Consider the following 21,788-nt stretch of genomic DNA (forward strand, 5'->3'; position numbering starts at 1 on the left):
CGGCACACGCAAAGAAAAAGGCCGGAATGGACACCCCATTCCGGCCTTTTGCGATTTCAGCGTTTCCGCGCTGTCAGCTGATCTGCTGATCCGGCAGGGCATGGGTGGGGCGCGAACCCCACAATGCGTAGAACAGGATATAAAGCTCGCAGGCGGCGGTCAGCAGGAAGGATGTCTGCAAACCGTAATTGTCCGCCAGCCAGCCCTGCACCACCACCAGCGATCCGCCAGCGATCGCCATGATCAGCAGGCCCGAACCTTCCTCGGTCAACGGGCCCAGCCCCTTGATGCCCAGCGTGAAGATGGTCGGGAACATGATCGAATGGAACAGGCCGACCAGGATCAACGCCCACATGGCGACTTGACCATGGGTGAACACGGTGACCATCATGACGATGAACGCGCCAATCGAAAACGCGGCCAGAACCTTGCCCGCATCGACCTTCTGCATGAGCGCCGACCCAACGAAGCGCCCGATCATCATGCCGCCCCACAGGAATGTCAGGTAACGGCCCGCCTGTTCATGGGTCAGGTTGGCGATGTCGGGTTGGCTGACGAAGTTCACGAACAGGTTTGCGACGCCGATTTCCGCGATCAGGTAGATGAAGATCGCGGGAATGCCGAACACCAGGTTGCGGTGCGCCCAAAGGGAATGGTTCTTGCGCTCTTCCCGTGCCAGCCGTTGCGTCGCTGAACCCATGGCGGGCAGGGGGAATCGGGCGATGATGATCGCCAGTACGAACAGGACCAAGGCGACCAGGCCATAGGGCAGGATCACCGATTGCGCGTCGGCCAGCCGTTCCGCTTCGGTCAGGACCGTGTCGGCGCTGGACGTGCCACCCTTGGACCGGCCCAGGATCAGATAAGCGCCGAACAATGGGGCCAGCATCGTGCCTGCCGAATTCATCGCCTGCACCAGGTTCAGGCGGGAAGACGCGGTTTCAGGCTTGCCGACGACCGCGACATAGGGGTTCGCCGCGACCTGCAACAGCGTGATGCCGCTGGCGATGATGAACAGCATAGCCAACGTCACGCCATAGGATGGCAGGCTGGCGGCCAGCATCATGCCCAACGACCCGACAGCCATGACCAGCAGGCCGACCACCAGCGATTTCTGATAGCCGACCCGTTCGATCAGCTTGGCCGATGGAATGGACGCGACGAAATAGGCGATGAACCAGACGGATTCGATCAGCGTGGTCTGCGTATAATTCAGGTCGAACACGCTGCGCAGATGTGGCAGCAGCGTATTGTTGATGACGGTGATAAAGCCCCACATGAAAAAGAGGCTGGCCAACAGCGTCAGGGCCGGGCCGTAGCGGGTGCCGGGGTTGTGGTCCGCGGCAACGGCTGCGGTCGATGATACAGGACCTGCCATTCATCTCTCTCCAGGAGTGCAAAGGCCCAACCCCACAGGTTGCGCCGTTTCGATTTGTCCGAGTATATTCGTTCGGTCGGGGCGTCAATATTTGGCATGGCACGGACAGGCAATCCATCTTCGTCGTACGCGTCGATGGGCGGCACAGGCGCCATGCGATGATCGTCCCCTTGGCAGTGAAGGATGGAAATAGTGAGCGAATGGAAACGGGTGGATCGTGATGTGCGCGACACGCTGGGCGAAGGGACCTTGTGGTCGGCGCGTGACAATGCGGTCTATTGGGTCGATATTCGCGGACCTGCGCTCAATCGCCTGTCGCTGACCGATGGCGCCGTCCAGCGCTGGCCCATGCCCGAACCGCTCGGCTGGGTGGCGGAACGCCGGGGCGGGGGCTTTATCGCTGGTTTGCAAAGCGGGTTCGCCCGGCTGACGCTGGACCCGCTGGCTATCGACCCGATCGGCGATCCCGAACCGCATCTGCCGGGCAACCGGATGAATGATGGCAAGGCGGATTCGGACGGTCGCATCTGGTGCGGCACGATGGACATGGCGGAACAACAGGATAGCGGCTCCCTCTACCGGCTCGATCCCGACGGCCGCTGGACCGCGATGGACAGCGGCTACGCCGTGCCCAACGGACCCGCCTTTTCTCCCTGCGGCCACTGGTTCTACCACACCGATTCGGCGCGGCGCACGGTCTATCGCTTTACCCGCACCGAAGGCGGCGGGCTGGCCAACCGGCATCCCTTCATCCTTTTCTCGGAAGATGACGGCTATCCCGACGGCATGACCGTCGACGCGCAGGGGCATGTGTGGATCGCGCATTGGGGCGGATCGCGCATCAGCCGCTTCACGCCCGACGGACAGCTCGACCGCGCCATCCCGCTCCCCGCCCGGCAGGTGACGAACATCACCTTCGCTGGCGCGAATCTCGACCGCATGTTCGTGACGTCGGCGGCATTCGGCCTGCCCGAAAGCGAATATGACGGTGCCTTTTTCGAAGTCGATGCAGGCGTAACCGGCGTTCCCACGCCCTTGTTCGGGGGCTGATTTCGCGGGCTGATTTTTCCGTTGGCCCCAGCCTTAGGGCACAATCGCACCTTTACCCTGCACAGGCTCCGTCAGCGCCAGGTCCATGTCCGCCAGCGCCAGCCGCAGCAATTCCATCATCGCGTCGCGGGCCGCCGCCGTGTCGCGCGCGGCGATGGCGCGGCAGACGGCCTTATGATCGGGCAGGGGGTCGCGCGGGGCGGCGCGCTTGCGCTGTTTGAACAATGTCGTCCATCCGACTGCCGCGCCGACCGAACTCGTCAGCGCAGCCAGCGCGTCATTATGAGTCGCGGCCAATATGGCATTGTGGAATTGCTGGTCCGCCAGTCGGCCCGCCGGGCTGGCCAGCCCGTTGCGCTCCATCTCCTCCAGCGCCTGCATCATCGCGGCCAGCTGTTTATCGGTCCGCCGCCGCGCCGCCAGTTCCGCCGCCGCCGGTTCGATCACGCTGCGCAGTTCGAACAGGTCGCGGACAAAGGCTGGCTCAGGCTCGCCTGCGAACATCCAGGCCAGCATTTCGGGGTCCAGCACGTTCCAGCGGCTGCGCGGCAGGACGTGCGTCCCTGCCTTGGGGCGGCTTTCCAGCATGCCCTTGGACACCAGAATGCGCACCGCTTCCCGATAGGCGGTGCGGGACACGCCCAGCTTTTCCGCTGCCTCGATCTCACCTTCGAACAGGTCGCCGGGACGGTGCTTGCCCATCAGGATGGCCGTGCCCAGTTTGCGGGCAATGGCCTGATGGATGCGCAGCCCGCCATCTTCGGTTCCTAACCTGCGCTCCATCGTCAACCCTGCGTCCCTCCTAATCCTCGAATGCCGTCGTAGGGCAATGTTCCCCGCAAAGGAAGGCGTCGGCTACCAGCCGCAATGGCGCAATGTCCGCGTCGATGGCATGGTTGGCGACCAGCGCGACAAAGCGCCGGTACATGGCCGGATATTCGTCATCAGGGGCTTTCACCTGGACCTCGCCGTCCAGCCGCAGCATGTTGCCGCCTTCGGACAGCAGCAACTGGCCGTCGTCGGTATCGACAGCGATGTCCCAGGTCTGGTGGCCCGTCTGCCGCCAGTCGAACACCGCCTCCACCGACGCGCCCGAAGCGGTCGCCATCTGCAATTGCGCGCCAATCGGGGTCTGCTTGTTCGCGGGAATCTCCAGCCGCGCGGACAGCAGCGCCAGTGGATCGGCTACGATCTCGGTCAGGATGGACAGTGCATTGATGCCCGGATCGAACACGCCAAACCCGCCCGCTTCCCAGATCCATGGCTGGCCCGGATGCCAATGGCGCACATCTTCGCGCCACTGGATCGACACATGCCTGATCGTGCGGGTCGCCAGCCATTGCTTCGCCTGCGCCACCGCGGCGGCGTAGCGGCTATGCCAGCTGGCATAGAGCGTCACGCCCTGCCGCTCGGCCAGCGCGACCAGCGCCTCCACTTCCGACACGGTCGCGCCCGGCGGCTTTTCCAGAAAGACATGCTTGCCCGCCAGCAGCGCCTGTCGCGCGGCTTCGTAACGGACCTGCGGCGGCTGGCACAGGATGACCGCATCCAGTCCCGGCTCGTTCGCCAGCATCGCGTCAAGGTCGGGATAATTGCTGACTCCCTGCGCCTGCGCGTTGCGGCTGGCGACCGCCGCCAGTTCGATCCCGTCCACCTTTTCCATCGCGGGCAGATGCTGGTCGCGCGCGATCTTGCCCAGCCCCACCAGGCCTGCCTTGATCACATGGCTCACAGCGCGCGCTCCGCCCTGACGAATATGGCTTGGTTGCCCATCACTTTACTCCTGCTGGCCGACACGCGCTTTCCTGGCGGATCGGATCCTCAATGATTGTCGCGCGGCAGTCCCATGGTCTGGGCGATGCGCTGATATTTCTCCGCCCCTTCCAGGATCGCGCCTTCGTTCAGCTGGCCGACCAGGTTGCGCTGGATTTCCTGCCATGGCGTCTGCGAAGCGGGATAGCGATAGCCCCCCGCCGCCGCCAGCCGTTCGCGCCGCGCGCTCAGTTCTTCGTCGGACACCAGAACGTTCACCGTCCCGCTGTTCAGGTCCATCCGCACCCGGTCGCCAGTCTCGATCAGCGCCAGTCCGCCCATCGCCGCCGCTTCGGGGGAAGCGTTGAGGATCGATGGACTGCCGCTGGTTCCCGACTGCCGCCCGTCGCCGATGCAGGGCAGGGCGCTCACGCCTTCGGTGATCAGATAGGCGGGCGGCCGCATGTTCACGACCTCCGCCGCGCCCGGATAGCCGATCGGCCCGGCCCCGCGCATGAACAGCAGCGTATCGGCGGTGATGCCCGTCGCCGGATCGTCGATCCGCGCGTGATAATCCTCCGGCCCGTCGAATACGACCGCCGGCCCTTCAAAGGCATTGAGGTCGCCGGGGTTGGAAAGATAACGCTCGCGAAATTCCGGGCTGATGACGCTGGTCTTCATCACCGCCGCATCGAACAGATTGCCCGACAGCACCAGAAAGCCCGCATCTTCCTTCATCGGCTGGGCGAAGGGGCGGATGACCCGTTCGTCCTCAATCTCCACGCCCCGGCAATTTTCGCCCATCGTCCTGCCGTTGACGGTCATCGCGCCTTCGCGGATCAGCCCCTGCGTGATCAACTGCCCGACGACGGCAGGCACGCCGCCCGCATGATAATAATCCTCGCCCAGATATTCGCCAGCGGGCTGCAGGTTGACCAGCAACGGCACCTTGTGCCCCACCGTCTCCCAATCTTTCAGCGGCAGGTCGACGCCGACATGGCGCGCGATCGCGGCCAGATGGATGGGCGCATTGGTCGATCCGCCGATTGCGGAATTGACCAGGATCGCATTGTGAAAGGAATCCAGCGTCAGGATGTCGGATGGCTTCAAATCCTCATGCACCATTTCGACGATGCGCTTGCCGGTGCGATAGGCGGCTTCCTGCCGGTCGCGATAGGGCGCGGGGATCGCCGCCGATCCCGGCAGCATCATGCCCAATGCCTCAGCCAGCGAGTTCATCGTCGTCGCCGTGCCCATCGTGTTGCAATATCCGGTCGAAGGCGCCGACGACGCCACCAGCTTGATGAAGCCGTCATCGTCGATCTTGCCCGCCGCCAGCAATTGCCGGGCGTGCCATACGATCGTGCCCGACCCGGTGCGCTCGCCCTTGTGCCAACCGTTCAGCATCGGCCCGACCGACAGAGCGATCGCCGGGATGTTCACCGTCGCCGCCGCCATCAGCAACGCCGGGGTCGTCTTGTCGCACCCGGTGGTCAGGATCACGCCGTCCAGCGGATAGCCATAGAGCGCCTCGACCAGCCCCAGATAGGCCAGGTTGCGGTCCAGCCCGGCGGTCGGCCGCTTGCCCGTTTCCTGAATCGGATGCACAGGAAATTCCAGCGCGATGCCGCCCATTTCGCGAATGCCCTCCCGCATGCGTTCGGCCAGCACCAGATGATGGCGATTGCAGGGGGACAGGTCGCTGCCGGTCTGAGCGATGCCGATGATCGGCCTACCGCTACGCAATTCCTCCTGGCTCAATCCGAAATTCAGATATCGCTCCAGATACAGGGCGGTCATGTCGATATTGTCGGGATTGTCGAACCATGCGCGGCTGCGCAGCGTGACGGCGGGCTTGACGGTATCGTTCATGACGGGGACCCTGACGATGTGGAATAAGGAGCGCATTGACGCATTTGCTCCCCGCATATACTCATACAAATACGGTTTCAAGGACTTCACATGCACGCGCCAACTTCCGCCCGCCGCTTTGCGGGGACATTTTTGTGAGCCGTTACGATGTTCTGGGCGACTGGGGCACCAGCAATCTGCGCCTGTTCCGGGTGCAGGATGGCCGCATCACCGCGCAACGTGAAGGTCCGGGCATTGGCGAAGTCGGGCGTCAGGCCGAATCCGCCTTTGCGCAGGCGATTGCGCCCTGGCTGGAGGACGGCGCGCCTGCCGAAATTCGCCTTTGCGGCATGGCCGGCGCCCGCGACGGCTGGGTCGAAGCACCCTATGCGACATGCCCCGCCGATGCAGACGAATGGCGCGCCGCCGCCATCCGCTTCGACTGGCGCGGGACCCCGATCAGCATCATGGCCGGGCTGACCTGCACCGGGGCAGACGGCGTCCCCGACGTCATGCGGGGGGAAGAAACGCAGATATTCGGTGCCTGCGCCGCGCATCCCGAACTGGCCCAGGGCCGCCATCTGTTCGTCCTGCCGGGCACGCATAACAAATGGACGCTGGTCGAAAATGGCCGGGTCGCCGCCTTCCGCACCGTGCCCACGGGGGAATTGTTCGCCCTGCTGCGCGACCGGTCGACCCTGGGGCCAAAGGACGCGACTGGCGACGTGGATCAGGAATCGGCTGGCTTTGCCGAAGGGCTGGACCGCGCCAGCGACGCTCGCCTGCTCACCACTCTGTTCGCCGCACGGTCGATGCGTTTGCGCAGCGGCAAATCCGCCGATTGGGCGCTGGGCTATCTGTCCGGGCTGCTGATCGGCTGCGAAATCGCCGAAGTCCGCGCCACGCTGGCGCACAGCGGCGATGTCGTCCTGATCGGCGACCAGCGCCTGTCCGCCCGCTACGCCATGGCGCTCGATGTGCAGGGCGTCGGCTCCCGACTGCTTGATGGTCAATCCTGCGCGCTCGCGGGCCTTGGCTTTATGGAGAATTGACCATGACAATCGATGACATGCTTGCCGATGGAGCGCCTCCCGTCGTCGCCATCCTGCGTGGGCTTCAGCCGCACGAAGCGGTTGCCGTTGGCGCTGCGCTCGTGGAATCGGGCATCCGCATCATCGAAGTGCCGCTGAACTCGCCCGACCCGCTGGCCAGCATCGCCGCGCTGCAATCCGCATTTGGCGACACTGCGCTGATCGGCGCGGGGACGGTGCTGTCTGTAGCAGCCGCCGAAGGGCTGCACGGCGTCGGTGGCCGCATCATGGTCACACCCAATACCGACCCATCGGTCATCGCCAGGGGCGTCCAGCTGGGGCTTGAGGTCATGCCCGGCTTCATGACGCCCAGTGAAGCCTTTGCGGCGATCAACGCAGGCGCGCGTCGTATCAAATTGTTCCCCGCTGCCCGCCTGGGCACCTCCTATGTAAAGGCGGTGAAGGACGTGTTGCCTCGCAATGTCGGCGTCTGGGCTGTTGGCGGCACCGACGCCGCGACGATCGGCGAATGGCTAAACGCCGGGTGCGAAGGTATTGGCGTAGGCGGCGCGCTCTACCGTCCCGGCGACAGCGCCGCACAGGTCGGTGAAAAGGCGCGGGAACTGGTCACTGCATGGAAGGCGGCAAAATAGGGGCGGAAAAGGCCCTCGTCACGCCACGCCCTTTGCCTTTTCCCGGTCCAATATCTCCCGCACCTTGCTTGCCAGGTCGGCATAGGCGAACGGCTTGGTCAGCAATTCTACGCCGGGGTCCAATCGGCCATGGTGGATGATGGCGTTGCGCGCATATCCGGTGGCGAACAATATCTTCAGTCCGGGATGACGCGCCAGCGCCTCGCTGGCTATGTCCGCGCCGGTCATGCCGCCGGGCAGGACGACATCGGTGAACAGCATGTCAACGGGCGGTGAAGCCTCATCCAGCCGGGCCAGCGCGGTCGGTCCATCATTCGCTTCTATCACCCGGTAACCCAATTCGGTCAGCACCTCGACCGAATAGGCGCGCACCTTTTCATCATCCTCGCACACCAATATCGTCTCGCCATCGTGTCCCATTGGCGGCTGGGGGGGCAGTGGCGATTGATCGTTCGCCGCCACCTGCCCGTAGCTGCGCGGCAGATACAGCTTGACCGTCGTGCCTTGTCCGGGCTCCGAATAAACGCGCAAATGGCCGCCGGACTGTTTGATGAAGCCATAGACCATCGACAGGCCCAGACCCGTCCCGCGCCCCACTTCCTTGGTCGTGAAAAACGGCTCGATCGCGCGTTTAAGCGTGTCATCATCCATGCCATGGCCCGTGTCCGACAGGCTGATCAGCACATATTGGCCGGGACTGACTTCATCTTCCTGCGCGGCATAATGGGAATCGATATGCGTGTTCGCGACCTCGATGGTCAGCTTCCCGCCGTCGGGCATCGCGTCGCGCGCATTGACCGCGAGGTTCAACAGCACATTTTCCATCTGGTAGACGTCGATTTCGATGGGCCATGCGCCCGCCGCCTGTATCGTTTCCAGTTCGACGGTGGCGCCCAGCGTCCGGCTCAGCAATTCGGTGGTCTGTCCTACCAGCCGGTTGGGATCGGCGCGTTCGGGGGCCAGCGGCTGGCGGCGGGAAAATGCCAGCAGCCGCTGCGTCAGCATCGCCGCGCGTTGCGCGCCGCCCATCGCATTGTCTGCCACGCGCCGCAGCCGGTCATTATCGTCCAGCGCGCGCTGCAACAGTTCCAGATTGCCTGTCACCACCTGCAACAGATTGTTGAAGTCATGGGCCACGCCGCCGGTCAACTGGCCCAGCGTTTCCATCTTCTGCGCCTGCCGCAGCGCCGCCTCGGTCTCTGCCAGCGCCTGCGCGTGCATCCGCTGTTCCGTCACGTCCCGGGCCACGCAATAGAGCAGCCCATTGTCCGGCACCGCCGTCCAGCTGAAGATGCGATAGCTGCCATCTTTCGCCCGGAACCGGTTTTCAAATCGCTGCGTGGGGATGCCGTCCTGCAGGGTTTCAACCTCATGCCGGGTTTTGCCAAAATCGTCGGGATGCTCCATCCATTGCGACGTGCGACCCACCAACTCCTCTTCGCTCCACCCCAATATGTCGGTCCAGGCGGGGCTGGCGGACAGCCAGACACCCGCTTCGTCCGCGATCACGAACGGGTCCCGCGCCAACGCCCACAGACGGTCGAGGTCGGCCTGCATCTGCCGTTCCGATTCCACGCGCCGCGTGGTTTCGTTGACGATGCACAGCGCGCCGCCGATGGACCCGTCCATTTCGAACACCGGGGAATAGCTGATGTCGAAATAGACCTGCTCTCCACGGCCACCTGCGCGTTCGATGTAAAAGGGGCGGTCCTTGGCATGAACGGTCTGGCCATCCTGCACCACCGACAGCAGCAACGGCTCCAGGTCGTGCCACAGCTCCGACCAGCTTTCGCGGGCCGGTCGACCCAGGGCATGGGGGTGCTTATCGCCGATCGTGGCCGCATAGGCTTCATTATAGATGGCGCAAAGGTCCGCCCCCCAGAACAGCACGATCTCTGCCCGGGATGACAGCAGCAATCGAACGGTGGACAGCAGGGCGGGAGACCATTGGTGGACGGCGCCCAGCGGCGAACGCCCGTCGATCCGTGCGGTCATCTCGCCCAACGGTCCGTGTCCCGCGATCATCCTGGCCACATCCTGTGTTGGCGCGCTCATCGATTATCTTGTGTTAATTGCATCATCATTCGGGATACGCCCGGCCGCCTGATTGTATCCGCTATCCTGCTTGCCGCCTTTGCTTTTCCATTGGCGGTCACCCTCTTGCAACGGTTCGGCCGTGGGCGCATGAACCCGCGCCATGACCGTGTTTTCTCTCCGCCGCCCTTACATGTCCGCTTTGCGACCAGTCGCAATCGCGCGGTGGCTCATGGCCGTCGCCGCGCTCGTCTTTTTGATGGTCGTGGTCGGGGGGATTACGCGCCTCACCGAATCGGGTCTGTCGATCACCGAATGGAAACCCATCACGGGGGCGATCCCGCCGCTCACCCATGATCAATGGATGGACGCATTCCGGCTATATCAACAGACGCCGGAATATCAGGAAATCAACCGGGGCATGTCCCTGTCCGATTTTCAGTTCATCTTTTTTTGGGAATGGGTGCACCGGCTGCTGGGACGGTTGATCGGGCTTGCCTTCGCGCTGCCGCTCCTCTGGTTCGCCTGGCGACGCGCCATTCCGGCGGGCTACGGCCCCCGGCTCGTCGCGCTGCTCGCGCTTGGCGGGCTTCAGGGCGCGATCGGCTGGTGGATGGTCACGTCCGGCCTGTCGGAGCGTACCGATGTCAGCCATTACCGGCTGGCGGTGCATCTTCTCACCGCGCTGTTCATCATCGGGGGGCTGGTCTGGACCGCGCTCGACCTGCTGGCGCTGGCCCGCGATCCCGCTGCCCGTCCGGCGGCGCTGCGGCCCTTTGCGCTGCTCGTCCTGCTCATCCTGCTGGCCCAGCTGATGTTCGGCGCTTTCACGGCGGGGCTGGACGCGGGCTATGTTTCCAACACATGGCCATTGATGAACGACCGCCTGGTGCCTGACGGCATACAATGGCTGGGTTCGCTGTGGGCGACCGTCTCCAGCGATCCCTATCTCGTCCATTTCATTCACCGCTGGTTCGCTTGGGTCGCGGCCATCGCCCTCATCCTTCTGGCGCGCCGGGCAAGGCGGGCAGGGCGGCGCGGCGCGTCCATCGCCATCAACGCCACGGTCGGAACGCAGGTCGCGCTCGGCATCGCCACGGTGGTCAGCGGCATCGCCCTGCCGCTCGCCGTGCTGCACCAGGCCGTGGGCGCGCTGGTGGTGGCCGCCGCCGCCTGGGGCGCGCATGCAATTGGTGCGCAAAACAGGCCCTAAAATCGACGGGTATTATTTTACCCGTCAGGAAAGCCGCCGAATCTCTTGACTTCCAGCCCCCAGCCCGTCATTAGCGCCCATCTTCCGAATGTCTGAAAAACGCATTCGGTTCACTGTTTCATTCTGGAGATTGGCACCATGAAGGCGCTGATGAAGACGACCAAGCCGGCAACCCCGGCAACGGTCGAAAAGAAGTGGATCCTGATCGACGCGGAAGGTCTCGTCGTCGGCCGCCTCGCTTCGACCGTCGCGAATATCCTCCGCGGCAAGCACAAGACGTCCTTCACCCCCCACGTCGATTGTGGTGACAATGTCATCATCATCAACGCTGGCAAGGTGAAGTTCACGGGCCGCAAGCTGACCGACAAGGTCTATTACAAGCACACCGGCTACGCCGGCGGCATCAAGGAAACCACGCCTGCCAAGATCCTGGAAGGCCGTTTCCCCGAACGCGTTCTGGAAAAAGCCATCGAGCGCATGATCCCCCGCGGTCCGCTCGGTCGTCAGCAGATGCGCAATCTTCGCGTCTTCGCTGGCGCCGAACATTCGCACGCCGCACAGAACCCCGAAGTGCTCGATTTCGCGTCGCGCAACCGCAAGAACAAGGTGGGTGCATAATGTCCGATAACCGCCAGTCCCTGTCCGACCTCGCATCGCTGACCGCCAACGCTCCGGCTCCTGCGACCAGCGAAGCCGTCGCCGTTGACGCGCCTATCGCTCCGGTCCAGCCTTCCGCGCCGCTGCGCGAACAGGAAATCGACAGCCTTGGCCGCGCTTACGCCACCGGCCGTCGTAAGGACGCCGTTGCTCGTGTTTGGGTGAAGCCCGGCACCGGCAAGATCACGGTCAATGGCCGCGATCAGGAAATCTATTTCGCTCGCCCGACCCTGCGCCTGGTGATCAACCAGCCGTTCGGCGTCACTGACCGCGCAGGTCAGTATGACGTGATTGCCACCGTGAAAGGCGGCGGTCTTTCCGGGCAGGCTGGTGCCGTCAAGCACGGGATCGCCCAGGCGCTCACGAAGTACGAACCGGCGCTGCGCAGCGCGGTCAAGGCCGAAGGCTTCCTGACCCGCGACAGCCGTACCGTTGAACGTAAGAAATACGGTCGCGCCAAGGCTCGCCGTAGCTTCCAGTTCTCGAAGCGCTAATCTGGAAGCTGGGTTTAACCAGTTGAAAATTAAGGAAAAGGGGGTCAGGAATGCCCCCCTTTTTTCGTTACACGTAGCTTACACGTTTGCCGCAGAAATGCGCTGCCACGAGTTAGCCTGACGCACGCAGATAACACGCGCGATTGCACGTTTGTTCATGTTTTGATCGCGATGGCCGTCCCGCGAGCTTACGACTTAGTCACCTTTACACGCATAGGGTGGCAAGCATGGGGCATCAGCAAAACACTGTAAAATTGATGGGCGGCGCAATCGTCCTCTATAAGCGCGGCGACAATAGTGACGGGACGTGGCAGGCTCGTTTGGAGCTTGGCGGCGGGAAACGGACACGACGAAGCCTGAAAATATTGGATCAGGCAGGGGCGGAACGTGCTGCCTTGGAACTCTACAGCAAGCTAAAGCCCCGTGCAGATGCTGACATGCCGCTGAACTCAGTCAAGTTCGACGAATTCTGGGATAAACGCTGGATTCCGTGGGTTGAAAAGAACCTCAGCATTCACCGTCGCAGACTGCATAGCGGGAGTGGTAATCGTTACATCAAGCCGTATTTTGATAACTGCGCCGTGGACAAGATCACTGTGCAGAAGGTTGAAAATTACGTTGCTTGGCGCAGGGAAAAAGGGACGAAGCGCCCCGCACGAAAAACGCTGTCGATGGAACTTGGATTAATCGGCCAGGCTCTCGATCAGGCTGCGCGCTGGTCTCTTTGTCCCGTCATGCCGCGCGCCAAGGCCAAGTTGCTCAAGACCGATCCCAACCGTGCCAAGCGCTTTGGATTTGACGCGGACGAGTGGTTCAAGCTGGCCCAGCACATGGATGATTGGCAGCACAGTGGGCAACATAAGCTGCACAATCATCAGCGCCAGATCGTCCGATGCCTCGTCTGGTTCTACTATCTCACGGGCATGAGGCCGCGCGAAGCCGCCCTCTGCAAATGGGGCGATGTGAAATGGACTTGCGACGGCCTCGCTAAAATCACCGTGATGAACGAAACGAAGACGGGCACGCGAATTGTGTTCAGCCAGCCCGGCCTCAAGCCATATTTGCAGGAATTGGAGAATCTCCGAAAGGTTGACGGCAGCACGGAAGAGGAGAAGCTTTTCCTATTCAAGCCGGGCTGGGATCCTCATCACACCTTCCGAAATTTGCTGGCCGAAGCGAATTTGCTGAAAGGGCCAGATGGCCACAACCGCACCATCTATAGCCTGCGGCATACCTACATCACGGATCGCCTGACGAACGGGAAGCAACACGCAGATATTGCCCGCAACTGCGGAACCTCGGTTACGCAAATCCATAAGCATTATGACCATGTGCTGCCCGAACACCGTGTCAAAGAGCTGACTGGATACCCAGAGGGCGAATGGGATCCCGCAACGATCCTTGCTGCGCTACGCTTTGCGAAACAAAACGGCGGGGAGGATTTTGATTTCGATGCTCTCGTGAAATCCGCTGGGCTCGCTGAATTGGAAAACGACCCGTGGGGAAGCGAGCATCCTGCACTTAGGAGCGTTCTCCAGCCCGACGAAGGCAATACGCCTGCCTCCAGCAATACGGCAATATGAAATGCGCCTTCAGCGCTCAGAAGCTCTGACAGAGCATTCCCACTAATAGTGGAGCATCTCAGATCGACGCACGGCAAAACTGGCGCTTGATCGGCAGCCTCGAAATTGGAGGGTGGGATGCGGCAAAATCTGAGGGATAGTTCAGGGAAATTATTAGGATGGCGGCAACAGGTAGGGCGGAACATCAGGGGCTATGCTGCCAATGGATCGCCAGCAGGTTGGTATGATCCCCTGATAAATGCCACCTATGATCGCAACGGCCACCGTATAGGAATTGGCGATCTGCTCACCTTACTAATAGTGAGCGGATAGCCAAATCGGCGCAAACCCTCATTTCAATGAAGAAACCAACCATTCTAGTTCGTTGCGTGCCGCACTTATAATGCCATCATATGAGTTGATTGTCACCCCAACGGCCATGTTCTGTGCATTAACTGCCGATGCTTTCCCCTTGCCGACCATTAATATTTCCATTTTAGAGGTCGATGATAAGCGTGCGGACAGGTCGTCACGATATTTTTCTGCCTGTGCGATGTCGTCGCGCGTGATGGAATGGCTTGGTCTCTTGAATTCGATTAGCAGATACGAATCTGTAACGTCCTGAGAAAGCAGTAAATCAGGCCGCTTCGCCGCGCGATCCCCTTTATATTCGGCCGAACAATAATCTTCGATGATGCGGCCAAGAGTCACATTGGATGCCATCATGGAATGGCGTCGTCCGAGCATCCAAAGGTTTGTCTCGAACGCCTTGTGGACATCTTTCTCCAAAGTCAGCGGATTCTGCGCCAACTGGTCAAAGAAATCCAGAAAACTGCGCCGCCGCGCGGCCTGAGCTGCCACCGTGGAAAGCTCCAGCAGCCCAAATTCCTCTAAAGAAACCGCGAATTCGCTGACTTCGCCATGGCTCGTTTCATTGATGCGTTCAAACACAATCCAATATGCATCATGCTCCATTGCATCGAGGGCAACGTCAGCAATGGTCGCAATCCGCTCATCGCTTTCGCCGTAAAAACGTTTCAAAATCCGGTTCAAGGCATCTTGCGCGTACCGCCGCCGGTGTTCCGGCAATTTTTCCAGGCGCTTGTCGATTTGCCGTTGAAGGCGGGCTTTTTGGAGTTGCATGTCGCGGGCGTGCGTCTCTTTCAGGCTGGCCTTCACTATCGCCTGAACGTGTTCTTGAGCTTCCTGAAATGCCTTGCTGTTCTCGATGACGGCTCCCCAGTCAGCGGTAACGAAGTCATCAAGGCCAGACATCTCGACCTCTCCATATACCCTTTTCGCCAACTTGATCGGTATCTCATCATCCTCATCGAGGCCAAAAAGCATCGGTTTTCCGACGGCTTTGCCATCGACTTTGAGGATAATGCCAGGTGATCGTGGAGGCCGCTTCCCGTCGGCAACGGTAAACTGGAGCCTTACCGGCCCTGAAATCGGCAAGTCGTGATCAGCCTGAGTTGTTGCCCCCGGAACATCCATGACTGAGAGCGGAACATTGTTCACGAAAACCTTGAAGCTATCTTCCCGCCCATATTCGTGCACGAGCACTTCCCGTAGCTTGTCAGGAACTGGAAAATTTAGACGGCTGTCCAACTCAGAAAGTTCAATCGTCGTGCCCGTTGGTGCATGAAGGGCTTCCTCCTCAATGAATGGAAGCGGCACTGCTTCAAGGTCAGCTTCATTCGAAAGCAGGGTACTCTTGTCGATCAGTAGACTACAACGTCGTTCACGAGCGACCGCCACGACCTGCATTCTGCCAGCAATCGTCAAGCCAGCGAATTTGCCGATCCCCTTTCGACCTTTGATCTTGCGGTTGAGGCGTGGAGTTTTGTCGCCGGTCCGACGACGCTTATCGCTGGCGATATTGAGATATTCACCCCGCAATTCGAGTGGTGTCATCCCCGTGCCGTCATCTTTGACGAAAATGCTGTCCGTGCTGACCGGCTCTGGAAGTGAAATCCACACGTTGCTGGCATCAGCGTCCCAAGCGTTATCGACCAACTCTTTCAGAGCGGCTTCGCTCGATCTGTAGGTTTCCCCAAGGAGGCGGGTGAGTCGTGTATCAACTGAAAAATGCGCTTCCTGATCGGCCATGCCCCACCCCACCTGTCAAATCATTGAGATGTCATGGGTAGCGACAAGGGCAGCGCACAGAAAGGTACTTTGAACTTCATTTGGGCGTTGACTGTCGATTGCGGAATATAACAGGCTAACCTCACTAATAGTGAGCGGACGTTAGGGCGGACGCGCGGTCCGCCCTATTCAGTCAATTGCATCAGGCCATAACCTGCTTGGCTTTACGCTGGGTCTTGCGGTTGGCATTTGCGGCCTTCGCCTGCACGTCCAGTTCGCCAGCATTGATAGCCTCGATGATTGACGCGATCATGCTCGGCAGTTCCGTGAGGTTTTCGACTTCCACCGCATTCATGCCCTTGGCCAATTCCAGCGGCTTACTGCCATAGCGGATCTGGAAGTACATTTTGCCCTCTGCATCCACAAACCAGCCCTTGCGGACATGGCGCGGCGCATCAACGCGGATATTCTCGCCCTCAGCGTTCTTGCGCGTGACCTTCTTGGTTGCAACGAACGGCGCTCCAGCGATTTCCGCTTCCGCGAGCGCCTTCTGTTCATTGAGGTAGCCGACCAGCTTACCGCGCAGCATCTGCTCAGGCGTCAGGGGCGCATTGCGGGCGGCAGCAGTCAGTTTGAGGGTCTTGAGGATCGACATTTTTCATTACTCCTTGGCCGTTATGGTCAAGGTCAGTCGATGGCATCGTCGTTCAGACGGTCGACCATAAAGTAAAGGTGAAATCGAATTTCCCAGTGTCGCCCAAGCCTCCGCAAACCAAGAGAAGCCTTGATCGCTCTCGTCGGCGATTATTTTTAACTCTTAACGGCACCGGAAAATGCGTTGACTAAAGCATCCGCGTTTAGTTCAAACTGAGCGAGACGTTTCGCTACTTCTGCTGCGCTTGATGCAATATCGGGATCGGTGAGTTGCTGCGCAAATGCCTTGAGATTTTTGCGCAGCTTCTCCAGTCCTTTGACATCAATAATGCGCATACCGTTTACGCCACTTGCCGCCTGACCGAGCTTCCGTTCTGGATGAATCATGATCGGAACCGATGTAGAAGCGGGATAACGCGCGGCAAACCATTCCATTGATTGACCAAGCTGGCCAGCATCTTTCTTGGCTATACCGTCACCTGCTGTGACACCATTTTTGCACTCAATGACAAGGAACGTGCCGTTGGGCAACGCCCACAGATTGTCCGGCCCTTCCTTGTAGTCCTTTTCGGGCCTCTGTCCGATAATTCCGAGAAACCGCGCGAGTTCATTGATCGCAGCCTCGAATTTTTCCGACGTATTGGGGCAGAATTGAAGATCACTACACAGGCCATCAGCGAAAAGCTTCATGTCCGTGGGGTCCAGAAATCTGCCGACATGATTTGCAATCAGCGTAGTGGCCTGTTGTCCCGTTACAGCGGAAAGCTTTTTGTAGACGGCGCCATGAAGGGGCTTGGTGACCCTTGGCTCCATTGAATGTGCGACGATGAGCGTTTTCTGCGCACCCTCTGCGTCAATGGCGTGCTGAAAAGCGGCCTTCCGTGCAAGAAGCCATGCTTTGACCTGCTCATCTTCGGTTGCGTCGATGGCCGTATCAATGATTGAGAGCGCTTCTTTGTGCTGGTTAGCGCGGGCGTGATCGAAGGCAGCACGAAGGGCAAGTTTGCTCAGATCGAGCCGCAATTCATCGTCAGCCTTGATGCTGACAAGCGCCTTTTTGCTGACCTTGATCCAGCTAGGATCACGATCAAGGCATTGCAGGATGACCGCCTTAATTTCATCAAGCGAGGGCGTACTGAGTTGCTTTGCAATTTTGCGGGAGAGGTCAAGCTGCGCCTTCGTCGCAGACGTCAGCATCTGCTGCCCTTCCGGTGATCGGAGACGGCTCGTCAGCTTCGCGCCGAGCAAGAGAACGGCGCAGTAATCGTCATTAGACCGCACCCCGCGACCCATGCCCTGTTCAATGCGCTCAACCTGCCTGCGTAGATTAACGGCGGTGCCGCTCAGCACTTCGCTGTCAATAAGGTCGGCATAGGAGTTCACTTCGGGCAGTTCGGAAATAACGAGCACGCGGCACGCATCGGCGGGGAGGTCGATCCCGTCGTAGCGGTTGATAAGAACGGTAAGCCCGACATGCCCGTTTCGGAGCTTTTCGATACCTTCAACGACATCGTCGCCCATAAGCACCTGATTGGCATCGCCTTCCCAGCTTTCGGCGGCAAGGGCCGACGGTACGATCACGACCACATTCACCTTGGTGGCGAGCTCTACGAGCAGCGCCCGCAAATCGGCAACAGTAAGGTCGGGATTGAGCTCCTGAGGCATCAGGATCATTCGCTCGCCCATTGACTGAGATGAAGTCGGCACGACGGGTTTGGCAATCTTGTCCGGGCTTGCGCCGAAATGGGTCGAGATCACGCTGTCATCTGCCAGCGTCGCCGTCATATAAATGCGACGCTTGGCGCGCCGGAAGGACTGGATCAGGTCCGTGGCGGGGAAGTATGGCTCGATCTCAAGATGCTGCCCGCCGATCACGCAGCGACATTGCGGGAGAAGTTCTTTGAGGAGCGGGTAGGTGAATTGCAAATCGTCGTCTGCACGGCCCTCATGCAATGCCCTAAGAATGTCATCCTGATGCGCGTGCCATGACCAGAACGGAACTTCCATATATGCACGTGGATCGTTCGCTTCGAGATCAAGAAAGCTGGCCGTGTTGTACCCTTTGAGGTCTTCGCGCAGAATCTGGAATATCTTCTTATAGGCGGCATGGGTGTTAGCGAGAACGATTCTGAACTGGTCGGTGATGGTAGAAACGCAAGCGTGCGCATCGTCGATCACGATCGTTCCAATGTTGATCTTGCTCGCTCCGACGCCAAAGACCGATTTGCCATTGAAGAGCTTGTAAACGTTGATGACACAGATTTTATCGCCCGCCAGATAGTCCGCGTCACGAGGGTCGTCTGTCACCTCAATTCCCAGCGCTTCGGCCTCCTTAATGACCTGCTGGGAAAGTTGTTTGTCGGGGGCAACATAAAGTGCTGGCCCCTTGCCTTCATTTATGGAGCTTTGAAGCAGCAGCAGCCCGACAAGCGTTTTTCCACTGCCGACATTTAGCTTGATGACGTTGTCTGGTTGGTCGCGATTCTCGAACCATCGGTTCATGACTTCTGTTTGGATATCGCGAGGGAAGGAAAATCCAGGATATCGATCAAGCGTAAAAAATACCTCGCGGGGATGAAGAACCGCCTCATCAGCGTCGTCGAGCATGTCGGAAAAATCTATCGCCAATGTTTCCACCCCTAATTTCGTAGTCTGGCCAAGTACCTAACTTCGCGCGTGCCGTTTTCGGCTTAACTCGAAAGCCTTAATTCGGATAGTCCCGCTTCCATCAGTTATGCATTTGCCTACCCATCAACCGATACACGGACTGCCTGTGGCAACCGAGTTCACTCGCTATCCCGCGAGCCGTCATGCCCTGAGCAGCCAACTCCTTGACTCTCTCAGCATCAATGCTTGCCTTGCGCCCGTTGTAGACGCCACTGGCCTTTGCTTTCGCAATGCCTGCGCGCTGTCGCTCCCTGCGAATGTCGTTCTCGAACTCCGCCACTGCGCCCAAGATCGCGAGCGTCAGCTTGCCTGTGCTGCTGCTGGTGTCGATGGACTGGTGGACGCACTGAAACGCAACGCCCTTGCGGCTGAGTTCGTCCATTAGCTGAAACAGGTCCGTCAACGAGCGGGCGAAACGGTCGAGCCTGCTGACCACGATGGTATCGCCCTCGCGGACGAACTGCATCATCTCCACCAGACCCGCACGCGCCCTGCTGGTGCCGCTGGCCTGATCCTGAAAGATGCGGTCGCAGCCATGAGCAGCCAGTTCGTCCATCTGGACATCGAGACTCTGGTCGGTGGTGCTGACGCGTGCATAGCCAACGATCATGTTCGCTCCTGTAACTTATGGGTCTGGAGCCTGACCATCTGATGTCATTTCTGGTGGAAATCGACCTGAATGTGACAGGCGCAGCGCGGAATGCGACTGTCACGACAGGGACTACCTGAATGCGGCTGTGGCGCGCTCACTATTAGTGAGGCGCATTGGGCTTAACCAATCGCTGATGAATGGCTCTTACCACCCGGCGCAGCGCGCCCACTAACTATCAACAAAAAGGGAATATAGTGAACATGATCACATCTTGTGATGAGTATGAATATGACGCTGACGGATACCGCATTGGGGTTCACGCCATTCCGCCTGCGACCGGCGACAATCACCCTTTCCCAGAAAATCTTGATGATAGATCGATAGACGTACCGAAAACGCACGGGTCAGTATGGGCACGAGTTTACGATGAGCAAAACAACATCATCGGTCACGCTACGCTTGCCTCCGACGGAGTTGCTGGCCGCTGCGATACAATTGAAATCGACGAACAACACCGACGCAAGGGGTTGGCGACCAAGATTTATAAAGTCGCGAGTCATGTTTTTGGATGTCCCATCGTTCCAAGCAGCACACTTACACAGGATGCCAAGGGATTTTGGGGTAATCGAACACATATCAAATAGAGCGCGAGTCCGTTAGAGCAGCTTTTTTCCGCTCACGCATTTCCCGCATTCGCTCCTTGGCGGTCTTGGGTACCTTCGCCGCCTTGGGGCGACCGCTTTTCCCAATTTCCCAATCCAACCCAGTTTCCAACTTCCCCACGGCGCAGCCGTCGAACTTGTTGGCAAGCCAAGCAGCGCTTGCGCGGCTGGGAACGATCACCGTCACGGGCACGCTGGCTTTGGGATCACGCAGGGAACATCGCATGATCGCCTGATACTCCGATTGGTAACAGATGACCGTGCGGACCTGTGCATCTGTCAATCCCAACATGCCCAGGAACTTGGCACTGGCGTGATTGTGGACCAGTGCGATCAGACTGACCACGGCGTTACAATTCTGAAAATGGGGCTTGTTCAAGCCGTGGCTAACGGCAGGCAAGCGGTCGTTCTGGTCGAACATCGGCATTTCCGCAGCCTTGTTGGCAACCCACAGGAAACGCTGCTTCGCGAAATGACCCTTCACAAAATTCCCGACTGCTTCCAGCAGCGTCTTACCTGTTTGCGGGTCCACTCGTCGTGACCGCGAAATCGACCATTCATGTTCGAATAGGAAATTGACGGTCAGGCGATGGCCGTTGCCATGCTGCGTGAAGCGCAATCCCTTGAACAGTTGCGGATGCTCCACGAACTGAGCCTCGCTGAGCGCCTCCCAAAGGATGAAAAGTTCGGTTTCCGTGGCGTTCGCGCCCATAAAGGTCACAGAACGATAGTCCGCAACGACCTCCGCTCGAAGCAGCGAGAAGAAATTCAGTTCACCCATTGGCCGTTTGCCATTGAGCAGCGCATTGAATTCCGCCGTCTCGACCATCACAGTGCGATTCTCGTCTAGCAGATGCGTGGCAATCTCGCCAAACAGGTCGAGAAGTTGGTCGCCGGTCTTGTTGATCCGCAATGCCTCCATCTGGGATTTGGAGCCATCACGGATTTTCACCGCCCCAACCTTGTCCGTAATGTCCTCCAGATCGAGCAAGTCCGTCAGATGGTTATGCGTCTTCGCCACGCGGAGTGAGACGTTTTCGAAGACGGCGGGAATTTCATCGACGAACAAGTGCCAATGGACACGATACGCATTGGGAAGCCGCTTCAACGCCTCATGCGTGATGAGCAGGATTTGCCCGCTGCGCGGGTCTGCCTGCCTCATATGCTCAACGATCTCAGGCGTTACGGCTTTGCCATCGCCCGCGTTGTAGATCGTTTTAGCCTCTACGTCAGGGAATTGGGATTGGATTTCCGTGAGGGTTTGGTGGATCAGCACTTTAGTAGGTTGGGCAATCAGCACCTTGGCCTGCTGCGTCTTCACTAGGTCACATACCCATAAACAGGATTCCCAATCGGTCTAATTTCTGATTCAGTTTTCCAGCGAAGGGAGACTGGCTGTGGCGCGTTTTGATCTGACGGATTTTGAGTGGTCGGTGATTGAGCCCCT

The 21,788-nt window shown here is 59.6% G+C and carries 18 protein-coding genes; 8 read left to right on the forward strand and 10 right to left on the reverse strand.

All coding sequences use genetic code 11. From position 1 onward, the window contains the following. Positions 1–73 precede the first annotated feature (73 nt). On the reverse strand, positions 74–1,378 hold the full coding sequence (locus ACI3KQ_RS12530) for a sugar MFS transporter (protein ID WP_404958073.1): 1,305 nt from the start codon (positions 1,376–1,378) through the stop codon (positions 74–76). A gap of 183 nt (positions 1,379–1,561) precedes the next feature. On the opposite strand from ACI3KQ_RS12530, the gene ACI3KQ_RS12535 reads away from it, so the two are divergent. Continuing rightward, on the forward strand, positions 1,562–2,428 hold the full coding sequence (locus ACI3KQ_RS12535; protein WP_404958075.1) for an SMP-30/gluconolactonase/LRE family protein: 867 nt from the start codon (positions 1,562–1,564) through the stop codon (positions 2,426–2,428). A gap of 33 nt (positions 2,429–2,461) precedes the next feature. On the opposite strand, the gene ACI3KQ_RS12540 is transcribed toward ACI3KQ_RS12535, so the two are convergent. From ACI3KQ_RS12540 to ACI3KQ_RS12550, 3 genes are all read right to left on the reverse strand, one after another. Further along, positions 2,462–3,211 carry a FadR/GntR family transcriptional regulator gene (locus ACI3KQ_RS12540; RefSeq protein ID WP_404958077.1) on the reverse strand — a complete coding sequence of 250 codons (750 nt, stop codon included), beginning with the start codon at positions 3,209–3,211 and terminating at the stop codon, positions 2,462–2,464. 19 nt (positions 3,212–3,230) lie between these two features. Then, positions 3,231–4,151, reverse strand: a complete 921-nt coding sequence (locus ACI3KQ_RS12545) for a Gfo/Idh/MocA family protein (RefSeq protein WP_404958113.1) — start codon at positions 4,149–4,151, stop codon at positions 3,231–3,233. Between the two features lie 98 nt (positions 4,152–4,249). Further along, positions 4,250–6,052, reverse strand: a complete 1,803-nt coding sequence (locus tag ACI3KQ_RS12550; RefSeq protein WP_404958079.1) for an IlvD/Edd family dehydratase — start codon at positions 6,050–6,052, stop codon at positions 4,250–4,252. A 134-nt stretch (positions 6,053–6,186) separates the two neighbouring features. On the opposite strand from ACI3KQ_RS12550, the gene ACI3KQ_RS12555 reads away from it, so the two are divergent. Next, complete coding sequence (locus tag ACI3KQ_RS12555) at positions 6,187–7,083, forward strand: 2-dehydro-3-deoxygalactonokinase (RefSeq protein ID WP_404958081.1); 897 nt, start codon at positions 6,187–6,189, stop codon at positions 7,081–7,083. Between the two features lie 2 nt (positions 7,084–7,085). After that, positions 7,086–7,715: a 2-dehydro-3-deoxy-6-phosphogalactonate aldolase gene (locus tag ACI3KQ_RS12560; protein WP_404958083.1), complete on the forward strand. Its 630-nt coding sequence runs from the start codon at positions 7,086–7,088 to the stop codon at positions 7,713–7,715. An 18-nt stretch (positions 7,716–7,733) separates the two neighbouring features. Here the strand turns inward: ACI3KQ_RS12560 and ACI3KQ_RS12565 are convergent, their stop codons facing one another. Next, positions 7,734–9,740: an ATP-binding protein gene (locus ACI3KQ_RS12565; RefSeq protein WP_404958085.1), complete on the reverse strand. Its 2,007-nt coding sequence runs from the start codon at positions 9,738–9,740 to the stop codon at positions 7,734–7,736. Positions 9,741–9,912: 172 nt separating this feature from the next. Between ACI3KQ_RS12565 and ACI3KQ_RS12570 the strand changes: the two genes are divergently transcribed. The 4 genes from ACI3KQ_RS12570 (at position 9,913) to ACI3KQ_RS12585 (ending at position 13,696) form a co-directional block, all read left to right on the forward strand. After that, positions 9,913–10,962 carry a COX15/CtaA family protein gene (locus ACI3KQ_RS12570; protein ID WP_404958087.1) on the forward strand — a complete coding sequence of 350 codons (1,050 nt, stop codon included), beginning with the start codon at positions 9,913–9,915 and terminating at the stop codon, positions 10,960–10,962. 138 nt (positions 10,963–11,100) lie between these two features. Beyond that, positions 11,101–11,580, forward strand: a complete 480-nt coding sequence (rplM, locus tag ACI3KQ_RS12575) for a 50S ribosomal protein L13 (RefSeq protein ID WP_404958089.1) — start codon at positions 11,101–11,103, stop codon at positions 11,578–11,580. Beyond that, positions 11,580–12,113 carry a 30S ribosomal protein S9 gene (gene rpsI / locus ACI3KQ_RS12580; protein ID WP_404958090.1) on the forward strand — a complete coding sequence of 178 codons (534 nt, stop codon included), beginning with the start codon at positions 11,580–11,582 and terminating at the stop codon, positions 12,111–12,113. Before rplM ends, rpsI begins: the two co-directional genes overlap by 1 nt. A 227-nt stretch (positions 12,114–12,340) precedes the next feature. Further along, the gene (locus ACI3KQ_RS12585; protein WP_404958092.1) at positions 12,341–13,696 is read left to right on the forward strand and encodes a tyrosine-type recombinase/integrase; all 1,356 of its coding nucleotides are present in this window, start codon (positions 12,341–12,343) and stop codon (positions 13,694–13,696) included. Between the two features lie 330 nt (positions 13,697–14,026). Here the strand turns inward: ACI3KQ_RS12585 and ACI3KQ_RS12590 are convergent, their stop codons facing one another. The 4 genes from ACI3KQ_RS12590 to ACI3KQ_RS12605 form a co-directional block, all read right to left on the reverse strand. Beyond that, on the reverse strand, positions 14,027–15,787 hold the full coding sequence (locus tag ACI3KQ_RS12590; protein ID WP_404958094.1) for an ATP-binding protein: 1,761 nt from the start codon (positions 15,785–15,787) through the stop codon (positions 14,027–14,029). 181 nt (positions 15,788–15,968) lie between these two features. Continuing rightward, positions 15,969–16,421, reverse strand: a complete 453-nt coding sequence (locus tag ACI3KQ_RS12595) for a DUF6641 family protein (RefSeq protein WP_404958096.1) — start codon at positions 16,419–16,421, stop codon at positions 15,969–15,971. 155 nt (positions 16,422–16,576) lie between these two features. Beyond that, positions 16,577–19,048 (reverse strand): DEAD/DEAH box helicase, encoded by a 2,472-nt coding sequence (locus ACI3KQ_RS12600; RefSeq protein WP_404958098.1) that lies wholly within the window; start codon positions 19,046–19,048, stop codon positions 16,577–16,579. 100 nt (positions 19,049–19,148) lie between these two features. Further along, a complete protein-coding gene (locus ACI3KQ_RS12605; protein WP_404958100.1) occupies positions 19,149–19,697 on the reverse strand; it encodes a recombinase family protein in 549 nt (182 codons plus the stop codon). A 242-nt stretch (positions 19,698–19,939) separates the two neighbouring features. Between ACI3KQ_RS12605 and ACI3KQ_RS12610 the strand changes: the two genes are divergently transcribed. Further along, positions 19,940–20,323, forward strand: a complete 384-nt coding sequence (locus ACI3KQ_RS12610; protein WP_404958115.1) for a GNAT family N-acetyltransferase — start codon at positions 19,940–19,942, stop codon at positions 20,321–20,323. Here the strand turns inward: ACI3KQ_RS12610 and ACI3KQ_RS12615 are convergent. Further along, a complete protein-coding gene (locus ACI3KQ_RS12615; RefSeq protein ID WP_404958102.1) occupies positions 20,316–21,662 on the reverse strand; it encodes a hypothetical protein in 1,347 nt (448 codons plus the stop codon). The two genes, ACI3KQ_RS12610 and ACI3KQ_RS12615, sit on opposite strands and share 8 nt — an antisense overlap. Positions 21,663–21,788 lie beyond the last annotated feature (126 nt).

Origin of the sequence: Sphingobium sp. ZW T5_29 (assembly GCF_044987515.1) — a bacterium.
Taxonomy (GTDB): Bacteria; Pseudomonadota; Alphaproteobacteria; order Sphingomonadales; family Sphingomonadaceae; genus Sphingobium.

What these genes read in the sequence shown, in the direction of transcription:
- ACI3KQ_RS12540 (WP_404958077.1), bottom strand. Translation starts at nt 3,211, where the DNA reads ATGGAGCGCAGGTTAGGAACCGAAGATGGCGGGCTGCGCATCCATCAG.
- ACI3KQ_RS12610 (WP_404958115.1), top strand. Translation starts at nt 19,940, where the DNA reads ATGATCACATCTTGTGATGAGTATGAATATGACGCTGACGGATACCGC.
- ACI3KQ_RS12585 (WP_404958092.1), top strand. Translation starts at nt 12,341, where the DNA reads ATGGGGCATCAGCAAAACACTGTAAAATTGATGGGCGGCGCAATCGTC.
- ACI3KQ_RS12535 (WP_404958075.1), top strand. Translation starts at nt 1,562, where the DNA reads ATGGAAATAGTGAGCGAATGGAAACGGGTGGATCGTGATGTGCGCGAC.
- ACI3KQ_RS12530 (WP_404958073.1), bottom strand. Translation starts at nt 1,378, where the DNA reads ATGGCAGGTCCTGTATCATCGACCGCAGCCGTTGCCGCGGACCACAAC.
- ACI3KQ_RS12565 (WP_404958085.1), bottom strand. Translation starts at nt 9,740, where the DNA reads ATGATCGCGGGACACGGACCGTTGGGCGAGATGACCGCACGGATCGAC.
- ACI3KQ_RS12605 (WP_404958100.1), bottom strand. Translation starts at nt 19,697, where the DNA reads ATGATCGTTGGCTATGCACGCGTCAGCACCACCGACCAGAGTCTCGAT.
- ACI3KQ_RS12550 (WP_404958079.1), bottom strand. Translation starts at nt 6,052, where the DNA reads ATGAACGATACCGTCAAGCCCGCCGTCACGCTGCGCAGCCGCGCATGG.
- rpsI (WP_404958090.1), top strand. Translation starts at nt 11,580, where the DNA reads ATGTCCGATAACCGCCAGTCCCTGTCCGACCTCGCATCGCTGACCGCC.
- rplM (WP_404958089.1), top strand. Translation starts at nt 11,101, where the DNA reads ATGAAGGCGCTGATGAAGACGACCAAGCCGGCAACCCCGGCAACGGTC.
- ACI3KQ_RS12560 (WP_404958083.1), top strand. Translation starts at nt 7,086, where the DNA reads ATGACAATCGATGACATGCTTGCCGATGGAGCGCCTCCCGTCGTCGCC.
- ACI3KQ_RS12595 (WP_404958096.1), bottom strand. Translation starts at nt 16,421, where the DNA reads ATGTCGATCCTCAAGACCCTCAAACTGACTGCTGCCGCCCGCAATGCG.
- ACI3KQ_RS12570 (WP_404958087.1), top strand. Translation starts at nt 9,913, where the DNA reads ATGACCGTGTTTTCTCTCCGCCGCCCTTACATGTCCGCTTTGCGACCA.
- ACI3KQ_RS12590 (WP_404958094.1), bottom strand. Translation starts at nt 15,787, where the DNA reads ATGGCCGATCAGGAAGCGCATTTTTCAGTTGATACACGACTCACCCGC.